We start from the raw sequence: 18,027 nt of genomic DNA, 5'->3' as shown, positions 1-18,027 counted from the left end.
GAGTACAGTTTCGGTCATTCATACAGTGCGGATCGCAACTGTGTTGCTGAAGGGAAGCTGAAAGGGAGGCGCGTGAAGCGTTACGAACAACTGGCCGACGATCTCCAGGCGCAGATCGAGCGGGGCGTATACCGGCCCGGCGAGCGGATTCCGTCGGTGCGTCAGGCGAGCCGGCAGCAGCAGCTCAGCGTCACGACCGTGCTGCGCGCGTACCTCGTGCTCGAAAGCCGCGGCCTGATCGAAAGCCGGCCGCAGTCGGGCTACTTCGTGCGGGCGCGCGCCGTGGCGCCGGCCGAGGCGGAATTGCATGTCTCCGCGCCGGCCGCCGAGCCGTCGGCCGTGGACGTGAGCCGGCTCGTGCTGTCGACGCTGCGCTCGATCGCGCGCGACGACGCGGTGCCGCTCGGCTCGCCGTATCCCGACGCGTCGCAGTTTCCGGTGCAGCGCCTCGCGCGCTATGCGCAGGCGATCGGGCGCCGCCGCACGCGCTGGGGCGTGATCGACGACCTGCCGCCCGGCAACCAGGAGCTGATCCGCCAGATCGCGCGGCGCTATGCGGAGCGCGGAGTCGCGGTCGAGCCCGGCGAGATCGTGATGACGATCGGCGCGACCGAGGCGATCAACCTGTGCCTGCAGGCGGTCGCGAAACCGGGCGACACGATCGCGGTGGAGTCGCCGACCTTCTACGCGATGCTGCACGCGATCGAGCGGATGGGCATGCGTGCGCTGGAAGTCGCGACGCATCCGGGCGACGGCATCGATCTCGACGCGCTCGGGCGAATTCTCGCGAGCGAGCGCATCGCGGCGTGCATGGTGATGCCGAACTTCCAGAATCCACTCGGCTTCCAGATGCCCGATGCGCGCAAGCGCGCGCTGGTCGAACTGCTCGCGAAGCACGGCGTGCCGGCGATCGAGAGCGACGTCTATCACGAGCTGCACTTCGGCGACACGGCGCCGAGCGCGCTGAAGTCGTTCGATCGCGACGGGCTGGTGCTGCATTGCGCGTCGTTCACGAAGAGCCTGTCGCCGCGCTACCGGATCGGCTGGGCGATGCCGGGCCGCTACCGCGACCAGGTCGAGAAGCTGAAATTCCTGAATACGCTCGCGACGCCCGCGATCGAGCAACTCGCGATCGCCGAGTACCTGAAATACGACGGCTACGACTTTCACCTGCGGCGCATGCGCAAGCAGTATGCGCAGCAGGCGAGCCTGATGAGCGCGATGGTGCGGCGTTTCTTCCCGGAAGGCACGCGGCTGTCGCAGCCGCAGGGCGGGTACGTGCTGTGGGTCGAGCTGCCGCCGCAGGTCGACGCGATGAAGCTGTATTCGCTGGCGCTCGCGCAGCGGATCACGGTCGGGCCCGGACACATGTTCTCGGCCGGCGCCGATTACCGGCATTTCATCCGGCTCAATTACAGCTACCCGTGGTCGCGGCAGATCGAGGACGCGCTGAAGGTGCTGGGGCGGCTCGCGTCGGAGTGCGCGGCGCGGTGAGCGCGGCCGCCCGGCGGCCGGCCGCCGGGCGCCGGTATCAGGCCGCGCGTGGCTCCTGTAGCCCGGCTTGCGCGGTGTCGACCATCTGCCGCATGTCGAAGCCCGACGGATGCTGGTAGACGCGCAGCCCGAACTCCGGCAGCACCGCGATCAGGTGGTCGAACAGGTCGGCCTGGATGGTCTCGTAGTCGACCCACGTCGTCGTATCGGTGAAGCAGTACAGTTCGAGCGGAATGCCTTCGGCCGTGAGCGGCAGTTGCCGCGCCATGTTCGTCATGTCGCGGCGGATGCGCGGATGGCCCTTCAGGTAGTTCGCGACGTATGCGCGGAACGTGCCGAGATTGGTCAGCTGGCGGCGGTTCGCCGGGCAGTCGCCGGCCGCACCCAGCGTGCCGTTCCATTGCGCGATCGCATCGACCTTGTCTTCGAGGTAATCCTTCAGCAGCGTCAGGCGTTCGAGACGTTCGATCTCGTCGTTCGACAGAAAGCGCACGCTCGTCGCATCGATGAACAGCGCGCGCTTGATGCGGCGGCCGCCCGCCTCGGTCATCCCGCGCCAGTTCTGGTAGCTCTCGGTGATCAGCTTCCACGTCGGCACCGTGATGATCGTGTGATCGAAGTTCGCGACCTTGACGGTGTTCAGCGTGATGTCGATCACCGTGCCGTCCGCGCCGGCCGACGGCATCGTGATCCAGTCGCCGATCCGCAGCATGTCGTTCGACGACAGCTGCACGCCGGCGACGAGGCCGAGCAGCGTGTCCTTGAAGATCAGCATCAGCACCGCCGACATCGCGCCGATGCCGGACAGCAGCAGGCCGATCTGCTTGCCGGTCGCATCACCGATCACGACGAGCGCGGCCGTGATGAACATCACGAGCTTGACGAGCTGCATCGCGCCTTTCAGCGACAGGCGCGGCTGGTCGCGCCGGGACGTGCGGTGCGTGTGTTCGAGCGCGGACAGCGTCGCGCTGATGGTCATCGTCACGAGGAACACGATCAGCGCGAACAGCACCTTGTCGACGACCTGCGCGGCCAGGCCCGGAATGCCGGGCACCGCGCCGAGCCCGAGCTTGATCACGACGAACGGCACGATGCGGTTCAGCCATTTGAAGGCGCCGAATTCGAACAGCGCGTCGTCGACGCGCGTGGCGGACAGCCGCGCGAGTCGCGCGACCACGCGAAACAGCAGGAAATGCACGACGGCGGTGATCGCGCCGGCGGCGGCGAGCAGGACGAGGATGCCGACGAGCGGCGTCAACCAGGATTCGTTCAGGGTCATAGGAGCAGACTGGGGCCTTCTTGTGCGTTGAATCGGCGCCGCGACGCGGCGCGCGCCCGGTGAAGGGCACATGAAAGGGACCGTGATTGTGCCATCGGGTTCCGGAGGCGTGCCGCGAAGGCGGGCGATCGGCTCCCGAATCGGCTCACCTTTGTGCAGGTATCCTCTCTATCAAGGTGAAGACGAGCGGCGAATCGACGTCACCGCAAGCCGGTGTGCGAGCAGGGCGCCGGACGTGTCGTTCACGGGGCGCGATCGTCCGGAAGCCGCGACGGCCGGCTGTTGCGCTTCGATGCGCGCGATAGCCGATCCATGCAATCATGCGGACGTCACACGCGTCGTCGGTGCGTCGTTCGCGTTGGTGCGCGGCCGGTCCGGCGACGGTGAGCGACACGCGACACCGTCGCGCACCCGTTCGCGGCCTCGTCATTTCGACCTCACGCATTTCACGCATGCCAGATTCCAACGAAAGCCGTCCGTCACGCGTGCGGCTGCTGAAAGGCCTCCTTCCGATCCGCCGCGCGGCGGCGATACGCGACATCGTCGCGGGCATTTCGCTCGCGTCGATGGATATCCCGCAGGTGCTCGGCTACGCGCGCATCGCCGGCATGCCGGCCGTCACCGGGCTCTACACGGTGTTCCTGCCGCTCGTTGCATTCGCGTGCTTCGGCGCGTCGCGCCATCTCGTGGTCGCCGCCGACTCCGCGACCGCGACGATTTTCGCGAGCCGGCTGTCGTCGATGGCGCCGGCCGGCAGCGCCGACTATGCGGCGCTGGCCGGCATGGTCGCGTTGCTGACCGCCGCGATGCTGCTGCTCGCGCGGATCTTCAAGCTCGGCTTTCTCGCCGATTTCCTGTCGCGCACGGTGCTGGTCGGTTTTCTCGCCGGCGTCGGCGTGCAGGTGTCGATCGCGATGCTCGGCGACATGTTCGGCCTCGCCGTGCCGTACCCGGCGTCGCGCAGCCTCGCGCAACTCGACTACGTCGTCACGCACCTGGCTCACACGCACCGGCCGACGCTCGCGCTCGCGGCGCTCGTCGTCGTCGCGATTCTCGCGTGCAAGCGGTTCTTGCCGCGCGTGCCGATGCCGATGATCGCGGTCGTGGGCAGCATCGCCGCGAGCGCTGCGTTCGGCTTCGCCGCGCACGGCATCGCGGTGCTGGGGCCCGTGGCGGGCGGGCTGCCGCCGCTGCGCTGGCCGTCCGTCACGTGGCAGCAGTTTCTCGATCTCGTGCCGGTTGCCGCTTCGTGCTTCGTGATGATCATCGCGCAGAGCGCGGCCGCCGCGCGCGTATTCGCGCAGCAGTACGGCGAGGACGTCGACACCAACGCCGACATCCTCGGGCTCGCGGCCGCGAACGCGGCGGCGGCGCTCGGCGGTGCGTTCGTCGTCAACGGCAGCCCGACGCAAACGGCGATGGCCGACGGCGCGGGCGTGCGCAGCCAGATCGGGCATCTCGCGTTCGCCGTCGTCGTCGCCGTCGTGCTGCTGTTCTTCAGTCCGTATTTGCAGTATCTGCCGCATGCGGTGCTGGCCGGCATCGTGTTCACGATCGCGCTCGGGCTGATCAACGTGCGCAGTCTCGCGGCGATCCGCGAGGAAAGCCCCGGCGAATTCACGCTCGCGCTGATCACGGCCGCGGCCGTCGTGACGGTCGGCGTCGAGCAGGGCATCCTGCTGGCCGTCGCGCTGTCGCTGATGCGGCATGTGCGCCACAGCTACCAGCCTCACACGATGGTGCTCGAACCCGTCGCCGGCAACGGCCGGTGGCAGCCGGTGCCTACCCGGCGCGGTGCGATGACGGCGCCGGGGCTGATCGTCTACCGGTTCGGCGCCGACCTGTTCTTCGCGAACGATCACCGGTTCGCTGCCGAAGTGACCGAACTCGTCGAGGCGGCGCCGGTGCCGCCGCGCTGGTTCGTCGTCGATGCGGGCGCGATCACCGACGTCGACTATTCGGCCGCGCGGACCTTGACCGATCTCGTCAGGTCGCTGCATGCGCGCGGGATCGGCGTGCTGTTCGGGCGCGTGAACCGTTATCTGCGCGCGGACATGGATCGTCACGGGATCACCGAGGTGGTCGGCGCGACGTGCATCTTTGCCACGCTGCATCAGGCGCTGGAGGCGGCCGGTACGACACCCGCGCCGCAGGAGCCGGGCACGGTGTAGCGCGATGCGGCGCTACGCGAGCGCGCGCAGGCGCGCGAAACCGTTGCGCAGGTAGCGGGCCAGTTCCGTCACGGCCGGCGTGTGCTGGCCGCGCGGCACATGCAGGTTGATCGAGAAATTCGGCAGGACGGGCAGGCCGCCGCCGGCCGGCAGGATACCGAGGTCAGTCGCCTGCGCCTGCACCGGCCGATCGCAACGGCAGCCGCAGCGTCGTCACGAAACTCGCCGCATGCAGCGCGCACAGCAGGCCGAACGCCCACGCATAGGCGACGGCCTGCGTGCCGCCGGCCGTCGCCGATTCGGCCTGCAGCCGCCATGCGAGGAACAGCGTGCACAGCGTCGTGAACGTCGGGCCGCCGAGCCGCTGCACGATATTGAGCGACGTGGTCGCCATCGGCAGGTTGCGGCGCTCGACCGACGCATACGCGGCGGCGATCGACGGCGCGCCGATCGCGCTCTGGCCCATGCCGCGCAGAAACAGCGCGGGGACGAGCACGAGCGGATCGTAACCGGTCAGCGCGAGGAACACGAACGGCAGCGTGGCGACGAGCGCCAGCAATGCACCGGCGGCGGCCAGCCGGCGCACGCCGAACCGGTTCGTCAGCGCGCCCATCGACGGATAGGTGACGAGCATGCCGAGCCCGAGCGGCGCGAGCAGCCAGCCCATCTCTCCCGGCGAGCGCCCGCACGCCTGGATCAGGAACACGGGAATCAGCATCTGGCCTGCATACATCGCGCCGTTCGACAGGAACTGCGTGCTCGCTGCCGCGCCGAATACGCGCGAACGAAACAGCGCGAGGTCGATCAGCGCACGTTCGCGCTGGCGGCGCTCGAAGCGCAGGAACGCGATGAGCAGCAGCGCCGAGCTTGCGACCGCCGCGATGCCGAGCGTCGAGCCGATCCGCTCGACGCCGTACAGGAACAGCACGAGCGCCGGCGACAGCAACGCGAGGCCGAGCCAGTCGAGTTCGCGCCGCGGCGCATCGTCTTGGTCGCCGGGCAGGAACCGCGCGGCCAGTGCGAGCGCGAGCGCGCCGACGGGCAGGTTCACCAGAAACAGCCAGCGCCACGACGTGTGCTGCAGGATCGCGCCGGCCACGACCGGGCCGAGGATCGGCGCGAGCAGTACCGGCACCGCCGCGTAGCCGATCGCGCGCGCCATCTGCTGGCCGGCGACGCGCGCGATCATCATCTGCGCCATCGGCGCGAGCAGGCCGCCGCTGACGCCTTGCAACACGCGAAACGCGATCAGCGACGGCGCGGACCACGCGAGCCCGCACAGCGCCGACGTGAGCGTGAACGCCGAGAAGCACCACAGATACAGCGCCTTCGTACCGATGCGGTCGACGAGCCAGCCGTTCAGCGGCAGCACCAGCGTCAGCGCGAGCAGGTAGCCGCTCGTCACCCACTGGATCGTCGACAGGCTGGCATGCAGGTCGGTCGCGAGGCTCGACAGCGACACGTTGACGATCGTCGCATCGAGTTGCGACAGCAGCGAGCCGAGTGTCGCGACTGCGCCGACTTTCCAGATCGACGGATCGAGCCGGCCGGCCGCGTGGCCCGGCGCCGGCCGGATGCGCTTGTCGCTCACGCGCCGCGCCGGTCGAGCAGCGCGACGATGTCCTGAGTCGTGCCCGTTTCGCCGAGACGCGGGAACAGCCGCTCGACGCTGTTGACGTGCGCGTCCGCGTTGAGGTCGGTCATCGCGTCGACGGCGAGCGTCACGTTGTAGCCGAGTTCGTGCGCCTGCCGCGCGGTGGATTCGACGCCGATGCTGGTCGCGACGCCGGTCAGCACGATCTGCGTGACGCCGGCTGCCTTCAGGTGCGCGTCGAGACCGGTGCCGGTGAAGGCGCCCCAGGTCTGCTTCGTCACGACGTGGTCGGTCGGCTGGCGGTTCAGCTCGGGCACGAGTTCGGTCCAGTCGGCCGGAAGCTGCGCCGTGCGTGGCGCTTGCTCGGTGCGGCCCGGTGCGCCGCCCGCGACGTTGACCAGCACGACCGGCAGGCCGCGGCTGCGGAACGCGTCGAGCAGTTCGCGGGTGCGGGCGATCACCGGTGCGACCGGGTGCGCGGTGGGGAGGGCGACGATGCCTTTCTGCAGGTCGATGACGACCAGCGCCGTGTTCGTGTCGAGACGGGTTGCGCTCATGATGGGGCTCCGGGGAAAGGGCGGGGAAAGCCGTGCGCGCGCATGCCGCGTCGCGCGCCGGCCGGCTTCATTGCTCGCCGATGCGGCGGATCAGCGGGATGGCGGCGGCGAGCGTGTCGATGTCGTGCGGATCGAGCTTCTCGATCGCGGCGCCGAGCCACTTGTTTTTCGCGGCGTTGCGCTTGTGTCGTGCGTCGAGGCCGGCGGCGGTGAGTTTGAACAGGATCTGGCGGCCGTCGGTCGGATGCGGTTCGCGCTCGACGAGCGCGTCTTCCTCGAGGCTCGCGAGGATCGCCTTCATCGACTGCGGCTTCATCGCTTCGGCGCGCGCGAGATCGGCAGTCGTCATCGGCCCGTGCCGGTGAAGCCGTGCGAGTGCGCTCGTCTGGGACATGCCGAGCCCTTCGGAATCGATCTCGGAGCGCAGCCGGCGGATGAGCTGGCCGACCGCGAGGGTCAGGTCGGCGGCGACGGCGTCGGCGGAAACGCCGGGTTTGCGTGGCGGGTTCATGCGGCGAATCATAGAATAAGACAGTTAAACTTGCAAGTTTAACTGTCGAATTGATCGCCGCTTGGCGACGCCGTCCGGCGCGCGATTACGTACGCCGATGTGCGACCGGTACGACTTCGCTGTAGCGCGGGGTCGCGTTTTCGTGCAGCAGATCGCCGAGATACTGGCCGAGTTCGTCCGCGGCGAGCGCGGACGGAATCTGCAGATTGGCCGGGCGTCGCTTGCCTTCGGCGCCGAGATCGAACACGGCCCAGCGGCCGTCCATGCGCACGACGGCGAGCAGCCGACCGAATGCGTTGAAGCGGTATTCGTCCTGCATGGCGTCGCTCCCCTGGCGTGAATGTGCGGGCTGCCTGCGTGTGTTTACCGGATCGAACAGGACAGCCAGCGATGGATCCGGATGGCGTCGCTCGATACGCCGGCGCGCGTCGGCGCACCGAGCAGCACGACCGTTTCGCGGCGGCCTTTCACGCGCATGCGCATCACGACGCCGTGCCCCGATTCGTTGATGAAGCCGGTTTTCTGCAGCCGGATCGGCAGGCGGCGGTAGCGCACGAGCGGGTCGGAATTCACGTACACGAGTTCGCCGTCGCCGGGGCGCACGGTGGTTGACAGATCGGTCGAGAAATAGCGGATCAACGGATCCTGCGCGGCCGCGCCGACGAGCCGCGCGAGATCTTCCGCGGTCGATACGTTGTGCGGCGACAGGCCGGTGGGCTCGCGGAAGTGCGTATGCCGCATGCCGAGCCGACGTGCTTCGCGGTTCATCGCCTTGACGAACGCGACGCGCCCGCCCGGATAGTCGCGGCTCAGCGCGGCGGCCGCGCGGTTCTCCGACGACATCAGCGCGATATGGAACATCTCGCGGCGCGACAGTTCCGAGCCGACCTGCAGCCGCGAACCGGTGAACTTGATCGTGTCGCGATCGCGCGCGGTCACGCGCAGCACGCCGTTCAGCGGACGATCGGCGTCGCGCGCGACGACGGCCGTCATCAGTTTGGAGATCGATGCGATCGGCCGGACGGTACGCGCGTTGCGGGCCAGCAGCGGGGTGCCGGAATCGACGTCGAGCACGTAGGCCGCGCGCGAATGCAGCGAACCGACCGCGCGTGGCGTATAGCCGCAACTGGCGAGCAGCTTCGGCTTCGCGGGCGGGCGCGGCCGCACGGCGGCCGTGCGTTTCGCGCGCCGCTGCTGCGGCGCGGGCGCCGCGTGGCGTTTGGCCGCCTGATGCGTCACGCGCGAGCGACGATGCTTGACGGCCTTTTTCTTGCGATGGGGTTTCTTCTTGACGGCCTTCGTATGGGCATGCGGTTGCACATGGGCGGCGCGATGCGGTTGTACGCGTTGCGCAGACGCATTCGCGGCGAATGCGAGCAGCAGGAACGACAGGGCGAGGATCAGGGTGGTCCGGGCGCGAGGCAGGCGCGCGATGAGGCCGGTCAAGCGAAAGTCTCCTTTTCACGCGCGATGCGGCTGCGCGGAATGCGTGGGCGGTCAGCGGGTGCGGGAAATTATACGGTCGATCGCGGGGCGATGACGATGGGATGCCGCGCATTGACGCGTGATGCGGGAGGATTTCGGTCGTTTTCGCGCTGTCGGGCCGCGGTGGGTGTGGGGTGAAAGGCGCGCAGCCATGCGGTTCAGCGCGGCCAGTTCCGCCGCGACACGACCGCAAAACTGATCGCGATCGAACCGGTCACCGCGCGTGGCGGCGCGTCTTCCAGGGCATCGCCGAAGCGAAAGCGGCGGCTGCGCCCGTCCGTGCGCTCGGCACGACGCTTCGGTGCGCGGGTCTCGGCGGCCACTGCGCGAGCGTTTGCACCCGCGACATCGCATGATGGCTCGGCCACGCAGTCGGCCGCTGGATCGAGGGACATGAACGTGAATTCGGGAAAGGGCATGTCCGTATTGAACGCCATTGCATTCGATCGGTAAAATGAATATTTCGATCGTTACGATTCCGTTAAAGAATGGAACTGAAACTGCTGCGCACATTCCTGACGGTCACCGAGCTGTGCCATTTCAGCCGTGCGGCCGATGCGCTGCACATGAGTCAACCTGCGCTCAGCAAGCAGATCGGCGCGCTCGAGGCGAGCCTCGGCGGCAAGCTGTTCGAGCGCGGTCGGCATGGCGCGGAGCTGACGCCGTTCGGCGAACGCTTTCTGCCCGACGCGCAGGCGCTCGTGCGCGATGCCGACGAAATCCTGGCGCGTGCGCGGGAAGCGACCAGCGGGCAGCGCGGGCATTTGCGGCTCGGCATCTGCCTGTCCGTGCTGACGCTCGTGCCGAAACTGATCGCCGAATTCCGCCGTTGCAATCCGGGTATCGCGGTGACGCTGAGCGACCTGTCGTCGTCCGAACAGACGCGCCGGCTGCGCACCGGCAAGCTCGACGCCGGTTTCCTGCGCCTGCCTTCCGACGAAGGCTTGTCGTCGTTCAAGGTGATCGACGAAGCGCTCGCGCTCGCGGTACCGCCGCATCTCGGCTTCAAGCGCGTGCCGGCCGACCTCGACGTGCTCAACGAGATCGGCTTCATCGCGCTGCAGCGTGCGCGTGGTCCCGGGCTGGCCGCGCAGATCGACCGATGGTGCGTCGCGCGGCGCTTCGTGCCGCACGTGATGCAGCAGGCGGAGGACGTGCAATCGGTGCTGACGTCGGTCGCGGCCGGCGGTGGTGTCGCGTTCATCCCGTCGAGCGCGCAGTACCTGTTGCGCGACGCGACGGTGCTGCCGCTCGACGGCCGGGACGCGAAGTGGCGCGTGGGGCTCGCGTGGCGCTCTGATCGCGACGATCCCGTCACCACGCGTTTCGTGTCGTTCATGCGCGCGGCGCTCAAGGGGGCGTGACGCGGCGTATAGTGTCCGCGATCGCTTTCTTCCTGCATGCCGGCGCGACGCCGGCCGACGAACCCGAACCGATGACTTCAGAATCCGACGAATCCCCGCTCGATCCCGCGCTCGTCGCCACGCTCGCGACGCTGAACGAAGCCGCCAGCGATCCGGCCGGCAAGCCATGGTCGCTGCCGAAGATCGCGAAGCGCGCGCAATTGCCGATGAGCACGCTGCGCCGCGTGTTGACGCAACTCGACGCCGCCGGCCTGAGCGCGACGACGCTGAACGAGGACGGGACCGGCAGTGCTGCGCTGACCGGCGAGGGGCGCGCGGTGTGCGCGCAGCTGTTCGGCGCGAACGATGCCCGCTGAATGAAAAAACGGGCCGCCGAGGCGGCCCGTTCATCGCCGAACGACGGCAGATCGGGGGGCGACCCGTGCAGGTGGCGCACGGGCCGGCGCATCGTCATCCGAGCGCGATCAGAACCACTGCTTGTAGCGGCGCACGTAGATCGTCTTGACGATCTGCGCGAGCACGATGTAGCCGACCATCGTCGCGGCGAGCCACAGCCAGTAGGTGCCCGGCAGGTGCATGAAGCCGATCGCCTCCGCGAACGGCGAGAACGGCAGCCAGCAGCCGATCGCGATCGCGGTGAAGGTCGACAGCAGCACCGGCAGCGACGCCGTGCTCTGCAGGAACGGGATCTTCTGCGTGCGCAGCAGGTGCACGACGAGCGTCTGCGACACGAGGCTCTCGATGAACCAGCCCGAGTTCATCACGATCTGGCCGCTCGCGCCGCCGTTCAGGTGATACAGCGCGCCCGCACCGAACACCGTCCACATCAGGATGTACGTCGTGATGTCGAATACCGACGACGTGGGCCCGACCCACAGCATGAAGCGGCTGATGTTGCCGGCTTCCCACTTGCGCGGCTTCTTCAGGAACTCGGGGTCCATCTTGTCCCACGGCAGCAGCATCTGCGACGTGTCGTAGATCAGGTTCAGCACGAGCAGTTGCGTCGCGAGCATCGGCTCCCACGGCAGGAACGCGCTGGCGACCAGCACCGAGAACACGTTGCCGAAGTTGGAGCTGGCCGTCATGTTCAGGTACTTCAGGATGTTGCCGAACGTCTCGCGGCCCTTGATCACGCCTTCCTCCAGCACCATCAGGCTCTTTTCGAGCAGGATGATGTCGGCGGTTTCCTTCGCGATGTCGGCGCCGCTGTCGACCGAGATGCCGACGTCGGCGTCGCGCAGCGCGGGCGCATCGTTGATGCCGTCGCCGAGGAAGCCGACGGTGTGACCGTTCGCCTGCAGCGCCTTGACGATGCGCGCCTTCTGCAGCGGCGTGAGCTTCGCGAACACGGTCGTGCGTTCGACGACCTTGGCGAGCGTGTCGTCGTCGAGCGCTTCGATTTCCGTGCCGAGCATCGGTTTGCCGGGTTCGAGGCCGACCTGGCGGCACACCTTCATCGTGACGGTCGGGTTGTCGCCCGTCAGCACCTTCACCGCGACACCGTTCTCGCGCAGCGCGGCGAGCGCCGGCGCGGCCGACTCCTTCGGCGGATCGAGGAAGGTCAGGAAGCCGCGCACGACGAGATCGTGTTCGTCGGCGGTGCGGTATTGCGCACGCTCGTCGCCGCGCGGGATCGTGCGCGTGGCGAGCACGAGCACGCGAAAGCCGTCCTCGTTGTACGCGGTGGCCTGTTCGAGCAGCCGCTTGCGGGCCACGTAGTCGAGCGGGCGTACGCCGTCTTCATCCTGCACGTGCGTCGACACCGCCAGCATTTCCTCGACCGCGCCCTTGCAGATCAGCAGATGCGTGCCGCGCGTATCCTCGACGACGACCGACAGGCGGCGCCGCACGAAGTCGAACGGCAGTTCGTCGATCTTCTTGTAACCCTGCGGCTTCACGCGTTCGCCGATCTCGTCGGCGCGCGCGACGACCGCGATGTCGATCAGGTTCTTCTGGCCGCTCTGGTGGAAGCTGTTCAGCCAGCCGAGCCGCAGGATGTCCTCGTTCTTGTGGCCGGACAGGTCGAGGTGATGTTCGAGGATGATCTTGTCCTGCGTGAGCGTGCCGGTCTTGTCGGTGCACAGCACGTCCATCGCGCCGAAGTTCTGCACCGAGTTCAGCCGCTTGACGACGACCTTGCGGCGCGCCATCGCGACCGCGCCGCGCGCGAGGTTCGCGCTGACGATCATCGGCAGCATCTCGGGCGTGAGGCCCACGGCCACCGCGAGCGCGAACGTGAGGGCGCTCAGCCAGTCGCCCTTGGTCAGGCCGTTGATCATGAACACGATCGGCACCATCACGAACATGAACTTGATCAGCAGCCAGCTGACGCTCGCGACGCCGCGGTCGAAGCTCGTCTCGATGCGCTTGTGGCTCACGACGTTGCGCGCGAGCGAGCCGAAGTAGGTCTCTTCGCCGGTCGCGACGACGACGGCCGTCGCCGTGCCGCTGACGACGTTGGTGCCCATGAAGCAGATGTTCTCGAGATCGAGCAGCGACGCCGGTGCGTCGTTCGCCGCGGTCGCCGCGTGCGTGCCCGCGGATTTGCCGGCCACCGCGCCGAGCGTGTCGTACTTCTCGACGGGCAGCGCCTCGCCGGTCAGCACCGCCTGGCTGATGAACAGGTCGCGCGACGCGAGCAGCCGCACGTCGGCGGGGATCATGTCGCCGGCGGAAAGATGCACGATGTCGCCGACGACGACGTCGCGCATCGGCACTTCGCGGCGCGACGGCTCGGCCGTGTCGGTCACCGCGCGCTGCACGGTCGCGGTCGTGCGGACCATCGCCTTGAGCTTCTCGGCCGCGCGCAGCGAACGGAATTCCTGCACGAAGCGCAGCAGCGCGCTGATCGTGACCATCGTCAGCAGGATCGTCATGCCGACGTAGTCGCGCTCGTCGGGCGCCGCGAAGTAGACGTCGGTGAAGAAGCTGATGGCGGCCAGCACCAGCAGCACGTAGACGAACGGGTTGTGGAACGAGAGCAGCAACTGCCGGGTCCAGTGCGGCGGCTTGTCGTGCGCGATTTCGTTCGGGCCATGCTGCTGCAGGCGGTCGGCGGCCTGGTCGTAGGTGAGGCCGCGCGTGCTGGTGTGCAGCGACTTCAGCGTGTCTTCGAGCGGGCGGGCCGCTTCCTGCGCGGCGCGCATGGTGCGCGGTTCATTCTGCTGGCCGGCGCCGGCCTTGATGAAGCCGCGCTGTTTCTTGTGCGAGGTGTTGTGTCGTGTCGTCATGAGTCGCTCCTTGCGCACGAGGCGGCGGGCGGGGAGCGACCGTGACGTTATCGACGCACGAGCGCTCCCCGCCGCGTCGCGTCAGGCGCGATCGGCTGTGGGTCGGTAAAGGCGGGAACGCTCGCCGGCGCGCATGATGCGGACGGCGTGTCGATGCGCAGCGTCGCACCGGCGAGCGGTAATCGACTACTGTCGTCTGAGTTCATCTGCACTCCTGTCGGTTGCGGATAGTCGGCACGGGCGATCGGCGGCGCGCGCAACGAGGCGCGCGGCCGGACGGCACGCGAACGGAGAGCGCACGCGGCTGGCGCCGCGCGCAACACGAACGCACGCGCGCGACGGCGCGCCGCGTGCATTCGACAACATCGAAAAATTCGGCGGGAGATCTGGCCCGTGGTCAGGCCGGAAGGGCGCCGCATCCTGCTTCCCGGGATGCGGCAGAAGACGAGGCTCTGCGCGTTTTCCTCAGGCAGCAGTCAAGTTGGCCAGGGACCAACTACAACTCGCATCGGTGTTCACAGAACACTCCATGTAACTAGACGGGGGCGATGGTAATGGCTCGCTGTGCGAAGCGTCAACCCTTTTGTCAGGCGTTATTTCGAGATGCTCGATCGCGCCGGTGTGCGTTCGCGGGCGCGCCGGACAGCCTGCAACGAAACAGCCGCGCGCACACCTTGTCGGCATGCGCGCGGCTGCGTCGAACGCGGTGCCGGTTACTGGTTCGCGGTCGCGACGGCGGCGCCCGCATCGAGGATGCCCGAGCCGGCCGGCAGCGCGGTGCACGACGTGCCGGCCGCGAGCTTCGCCGCGCGCGTGCCGCCTTGCAGCTTCTGCAGGATCTGCGCGGGCGTGAGGTTGCCGTTCACCGACAGCATCAGCGCGGCGACCCCCGTCACCTGCGGCGTCGCGAGACTGGTGCCGTTCGCGAGGCCGTAGGTGTCCGAGCCCGGCGTCGTCGTGCCGGTGTTCGACGTCGACAGGATGTTGACGCCCGGTGCGCTCAGCGCGACGTCGGCGCCGAAGTTGCTGAACGATGCGCGGCGGCCCGTCGCATCGGTCGCGCCGACGGTGATCACGCCGCGGCAGTTGGCGGGCTGGTCGAGCCCGGTCGACAGGCCGTCGTTGCCGGCCGCGACGACCACGGTCACGCCTTTCGCGGTCACGTCGTCGATCGCCTGCTGGAACGTCGTGCTGCACGCGCCGACTCCACCGAGGCTCAGGTTGATGATCTTCGCCGGCCGCGGGTTCGTCGGTACACCGGCCACCGGCATGCCGGCTGCCCAACGCATGCCGTCGGCGATGTCGCTCGTCACGCCGCCGCACTTGCCGAGTACGCGCACCGGCAGGATCTGGCCGAGCCACGATACGCCGGCGATACCGGTGCCGTTGTTGGCGGTCGCGCCGATCACGCCCATCACGCGCGTGCCGTGCCAGCTGCTGTCGCTCGGCTGGCTCGCGCAGTGATAGAACGGGCCGTTGGCGTTGTCGAGTTCCTGCTGCGTGACCCAGTCGCCCGGATCGGTCGCGTCCGGGCCGCGCGTCAAGCCGTTGTTGCTGGTGTTGACGTTGCTGATGAAGCTGTAGCCGGACAGCAGGTTGCCGACGAGGTCGCCGTGCGGCCGATAGCCGGTGTCGAGCACGGCCGTGACGACGGTCGGCGAACCCTTGGTCACGTTCCACGCGGGCGGCAGGTCGATGCCGGCGGTCGGGTCGGACAGATACCACTGCTGGTTGTAGAGCGGGTCGCTCGGCGTGTCGCGGATCTGCATCGGGTGATCGGGTTCCGCGTAGTCGACATCGCTGTCGGCCGCGAACGCCTGCGCGAGCGCGGTGGCATCGGTGGCGGCCATGCGCTGGCCGAGCGACAGCACGGCCGCGCCGTTCGAGATGGTGCGTTCGACCTGCACGTTCACCGGCGTTTGCGCGACCGTGCTCGCGTACGCGCGGGCGCTGCCGGTCACCGGCGCCGTCCAGCGCGTCATCGCGCGCTGGATCACCGCGTCGAGTCGCGCACCGTTGTCGACGGCCGCCATCGCTCGGGGGGCCGTCAGCGTCTTCAGCTTGACGATGAGGTGATCGACCGGCGGCTCGACCGGTGCGGTCTGCGCGGCCATCTGCACGGCGGCCTGCTGCGACGTGCACGCATTGGTGCCGGACGACGCGGGCGGGGTGGTCGGCGCGGGCGTGGGCGCCGGCGCGGGCGCGGGCGCCGGTGCGGGTGACGCGTTGGACGAAGACGGGTTGCTGCCGTCGCCGCCGCCTCCGCCGCAACCGGCGAGGGGCAGCAGGGCGGCGGCGGACAGCATGCCGGCGAGCATGCGCGCATGTGCGAGGCGCGCCAGCGCGAAATTGAAACGTTTGGCTCTCATGTTGAAAGTCGATCCTCGTAGATAACCGTCGTGCCGGCGGTGGCGCTGGTCCGGGCGAGCCGGACCTTGTCGTTTTTGTCTGACGGTTGCAGCAGGTTGCTGCGACGCGCCATGCACTGGGTAACGGCGTGCGCGGCGGCTTCTTGAGTGCGTTTCGCGAGAAAAACAGGCGGTGCCGCAAACGATTACGTTGGTGCGTCGCAGCATGAACGCGCGTTTGGAACGACCGGCACAGAGCCGGTGCGCGGACCGGTCGGGCAGGAGGCGCGGGCGAGCGGGTTTGCGCGGCACGGAAAACGTCTTTCAGGATCCGGCCGTGGCGGAAGGTGGTTTACGCTTCCCCTGATATGACGCGAATATTGTCGGGCGTACGATCGCGACTCGATCAACGTTTCGTCAGGAGACAAGCATGGATCGTCGTTTCCGTTGGCTTGCCGTCGCGCTGGCTTGTGCGCTGGCCGGCACCGCGCACGCGCAGGCTCTTACCGGTACGCTGAAGAAGATCAAGGACACGGGCGTCGTGTCGCTGGGCATTCGCGAGTCGTCGGTGCCGTTTTCGTATTCGGACAACCAGCAGAAGAACATCGGCTATTCGCGGGACATCGCGTCGCGCATCATCGACCAGTTGAAGACGGAGTTGAACCTGCCGAACCTCGCGGTGAAGGAAATCCCGATTACGTCGCAGAACCGGATTCCGCTGCTGCAGAACGGGACGATCGACTTCGAATGCGGTTCGACGACGAATACGCTCGAACGGCAAAAGCAGGCCGCGTTCTCGAACAGCATCTTTTTGTACGGCATCCGCTTCAGCACGCGCAAGGATTCGGGCGTGAAGGACTTCGCGGACCTGGCCGGCAAGACGGTCGCGACGACGGCCGGTACGTCGGACGAGCGCCTGCTGCGCAAGCTCAACGAAGAGAAGGCGATGAACATGACGATCATCAGCGCGAAGGATCATGCCGAAGCGTTCATGAACGTCACGACCGGGCGCGCGGTGGCGTTCGTGATGGACGAGCCGCTGCTGTACGGCGAGATCGCGAAGGATCGCAACCCGGGCGCGTACACGGTCACCGGTACGCCGCTCGTTCATGAAAACTACGCGTGCATGATGCGCAGGGACGATCCGCCGTTCAAGCGCGTCGTCGACGGCGTGATCGCGAAGATGCAGACCTCGGGCGCGGCCGAGAAGCTGTACGACCAGTGGTTCACGCAGCCGATTCCGCCGAAGGGCGTGAGCCTGAACTATCCGCTGTCGGCGGAGATGAAGCAGCTGTTCAAGAATCCGACGGATCAGGCGCAGTACTGAGCACCGCGTCGTGGCGATGTCGCGCCACCCATGAAAAACCGCCGGCACGTGCCGGCGGTTTCGCTTTGCGGCCCGGTCGCTCGTGCGCCGGACGCGCGCGTCAGGCCTTGATTTCAGGCCCGCGTGCGGCCGGCCGTGCCGGCGCCGCCGGGGCGGGAGCGGGCGCCATCGAACGCGCCGAAGGTTGCACCGGCACGATCACGACGACCGGTTCCGGCATGGCCCACGGCGCCATCGCGAACCCGACGGGCTGCGGCATCGGCATCGCGAACGCGTTGGCGAGCGCGATGTGCTGGAGCGCCATCATCTGCTGCTGCATCGCGACCATCTGCGCCTGCGCCGCCTGCATCCGGTACTGCACGGCCTGCATTTGCCGCAACGCTGCCGCGGGCGGCATGCCGCCCGACGACGACGTCTGCATCTCGAAGCTCGCACCGCCTTGCGGGCTGTGCCAGCTCCACGTGCTGACCTTCATCGGGCCGACGGCCGTCTGGACGACACGCGTCTCGGCTTTCACGGGCACGGCCTGCCCGTTGACATTGACGAACATCGGTTGGGCGGCGGCCGCCGCGCCGGGCTGCCCGGCCAGCGCGAACACGGGCACCAGCGCCAGCGCGCCCGCCGCCATATACGAACGGAATCGCATCTTCGTATCTCCATCAAACGA

At 68.1% G+C, this 18,027-nt stretch carries 16 protein-coding genes; 5 read left to right on the top strand and 11 right to left on the bottom strand.

What is annotated here, in order from left to right:
* Window positions 1-72: 72 nt before the first annotated feature.
* Window positions 73-1,494 (top strand): aminotransferase-like domain-containing protein, encoded by a 1,422-nt coding sequence (locus DTA15_RS35735; protein ID WP_006481627.1) that lies wholly within the window; start codon window positions 73-75, stop codon window positions 1,492-1,494.
* A 37-nt stretch (window positions 1,495-1,531) separates the two neighbouring features.
* Here the strand turns inward: DTA15_RS35735 and DTA15_RS35730 are convergent, their stop codons facing one another.
* Window positions 1,532-2,773, bottom strand: coding sequence for a mechanosensitive ion channel family protein (locus DTA15_RS35730; RefSeq protein ID WP_012493382.1), 1,242 nt, complete (start codon window positions 2,771-2,773; stop codon window positions 1,532-1,534).
* A 452-nt stretch (window positions 2,774-3,225) separates the two neighbouring features.
* Here DTA15_RS35730 and DTA15_RS35725 point away from each other — a divergent pair, with 452 nt between their 5' ends.
* Entirely contained in the window at window positions 3,226-4,944 is a 1,719-nt protein-coding gene (locus DTA15_RS35725; RefSeq protein WP_012493381.1) for a SulP family inorganic anion transporter, read from the top strand.
* A 12-nt stretch (window positions 4,945-4,956) separates the two neighbouring features.
* On the opposite strand, the gene DTA15_RS35720 is transcribed toward DTA15_RS35725, so the two are convergent.
* The 7 genes from DTA15_RS35720 to DTA15_RS35690 all read right to left on the bottom strand — a co-directional run bounded on the left by DTA15_RS35720 (window position 4,957) and on the right by DTA15_RS35690 (window position 9,528).
* Window positions 4,957-5,127 carry a hypothetical protein gene (locus tag DTA15_RS35720; RefSeq protein ID WP_006481622.1) on the bottom strand — a complete coding sequence of 57 codons (171 nt, stop codon included), beginning with the start codon at window positions 5,125-5,127 and terminating at the stop codon, window positions 4,957-4,959.
* Window positions 5,108-6,535, bottom strand: coding sequence for a DHA2 family efflux MFS transporter permease subunit (locus DTA15_RS35715; protein ID WP_006481633.1), 1,428 nt, complete (start codon window positions 6,533-6,535; stop codon window positions 5,108-5,110). Before DTA15_RS35715 ends, DTA15_RS35720 begins: the two co-directional genes overlap by 20 nt.
* Window positions 6,532-7,095 (bottom strand): isochorismatase family protein, encoded by a 564-nt coding sequence (locus tag DTA15_RS35710; protein WP_006481616.1) that lies wholly within the window; start codon window positions 7,093-7,095, stop codon window positions 6,532-6,534. Before DTA15_RS35710 ends, DTA15_RS35715 begins: the two co-directional genes overlap by 4 nt.
* Window positions 7,096-7,162: 67 nt before the next feature.
* Window positions 7,163-7,618 carry a MarR family winged helix-turn-helix transcriptional regulator gene (locus DTA15_RS35705; protein ID WP_006481621.1) on the bottom strand — a complete coding sequence of 152 codons (456 nt, stop codon included), beginning with the start codon at window positions 7,616-7,618 and terminating at the stop codon, window positions 7,163-7,165.
* A 73-nt stretch (window positions 7,619-7,691) separates the two neighbouring features.
* Window positions 7,692-7,925 (bottom strand): DUF7661 family protein, encoded by a 234-nt coding sequence (locus DTA15_RS35700; RefSeq protein ID WP_006481634.1) that lies wholly within the window; start codon window positions 7,923-7,925, stop codon window positions 7,692-7,694.
* 44 nt (window positions 7,926-7,969) lie between these two features.
* Window positions 7,970-9,052, bottom strand: coding sequence for a serine hydrolase family protein (locus DTA15_RS35695; RefSeq protein ID WP_006481625.1), 1,083 nt, complete (start codon window positions 9,050-9,052; stop codon window positions 7,970-7,972).
* A 197-nt stretch (window positions 9,053-9,249) separates the two neighbouring features.
* Entirely contained in the window at window positions 9,250-9,528 is a 279-nt protein-coding gene (locus DTA15_RS35690; RefSeq protein WP_006481623.1) for a hypothetical protein, read from the bottom strand.
* A 51-nt stretch (window positions 9,529-9,579) separates the two neighbouring features.
* Between DTA15_RS35690 and DTA15_RS35685 the strand changes: the two genes are divergently transcribed.
* Complete coding sequence (locus DTA15_RS35685; protein ID WP_006481620.1) at window positions 9,580-10,455, top strand: LysR family transcriptional regulator; 876 nt, start codon at window positions 9,580-9,582, stop codon at window positions 10,453-10,455.
* Window positions 10,456-10,526: 71 nt separating this feature from the next.
* Window positions 10,527-10,811 (top strand): hypothetical protein, encoded by a 285-nt coding sequence (locus tag DTA15_RS35680; RefSeq protein WP_012493380.1) that lies wholly within the window; start codon window positions 10,527-10,529, stop codon window positions 10,809-10,811.
* Window positions 10,812-10,919: 108 nt separating this feature from the next.
* On the opposite strand, the gene mgtA is transcribed toward DTA15_RS35680, so the two are convergent.
* Window positions 10,920-13,685, bottom strand: a complete 2,766-nt coding sequence (gene mgtA / locus DTA15_RS35675; RefSeq protein WP_006492904.1) for a magnesium-translocating P-type ATPase — start codon at window positions 13,683-13,685, stop codon at window positions 10,920-10,922.
* A gap of 713 nt (window positions 13,686-14,398) precedes the next feature.
* A complete protein-coding gene (locus DTA15_RS35660) occupies window positions 14,399-16,054 on the bottom strand; it encodes a S8 family peptidase (protein WP_006492903.1) in 1,656 nt (551 codons plus the stop codon).
* Window positions 16,055-16,463: 409 nt separating this feature from the next.
* On the opposite strand from DTA15_RS35660, the gene DTA15_RS35655 reads away from it, so the two are divergent.
* Complete coding sequence (locus DTA15_RS35655; protein ID WP_006488707.1) at window positions 16,464-17,360, top strand: glutamate/aspartate ABC transporter substrate-binding protein; 897 nt, start codon at window positions 16,464-16,466, stop codon at window positions 17,358-17,360.
* A 100-nt stretch (window positions 17,361-17,460) separates the two neighbouring features.
* On the opposite strand, the gene DTA15_RS35650 is transcribed toward DTA15_RS35655, so the two are convergent.
* Window positions 17,461-18,006: a hypothetical protein gene (locus tag DTA15_RS35650; RefSeq protein WP_006488701.1), complete on the bottom strand. Its 546-nt coding sequence runs from the start codon at window positions 18,004-18,006 to the stop codon at window positions 17,461-17,463.
* Window positions 18,007-18,027: the final 21 nt, after the last annotated feature.

The sequence above is a fragment of the Burkholderia cenocepacia genome (genome assembly GCF_900446215.1).
Lineage (GTDB): Bacteria > Pseudomonadota > Gammaproteobacteria > Burkholderiales > Burkholderiaceae > Burkholderia > Burkholderia cenocepacia.
Note: the sequence above shows the minus strand (reverse complement) of the source record. Positions and strands in the feature narration are given on the sequence as shown.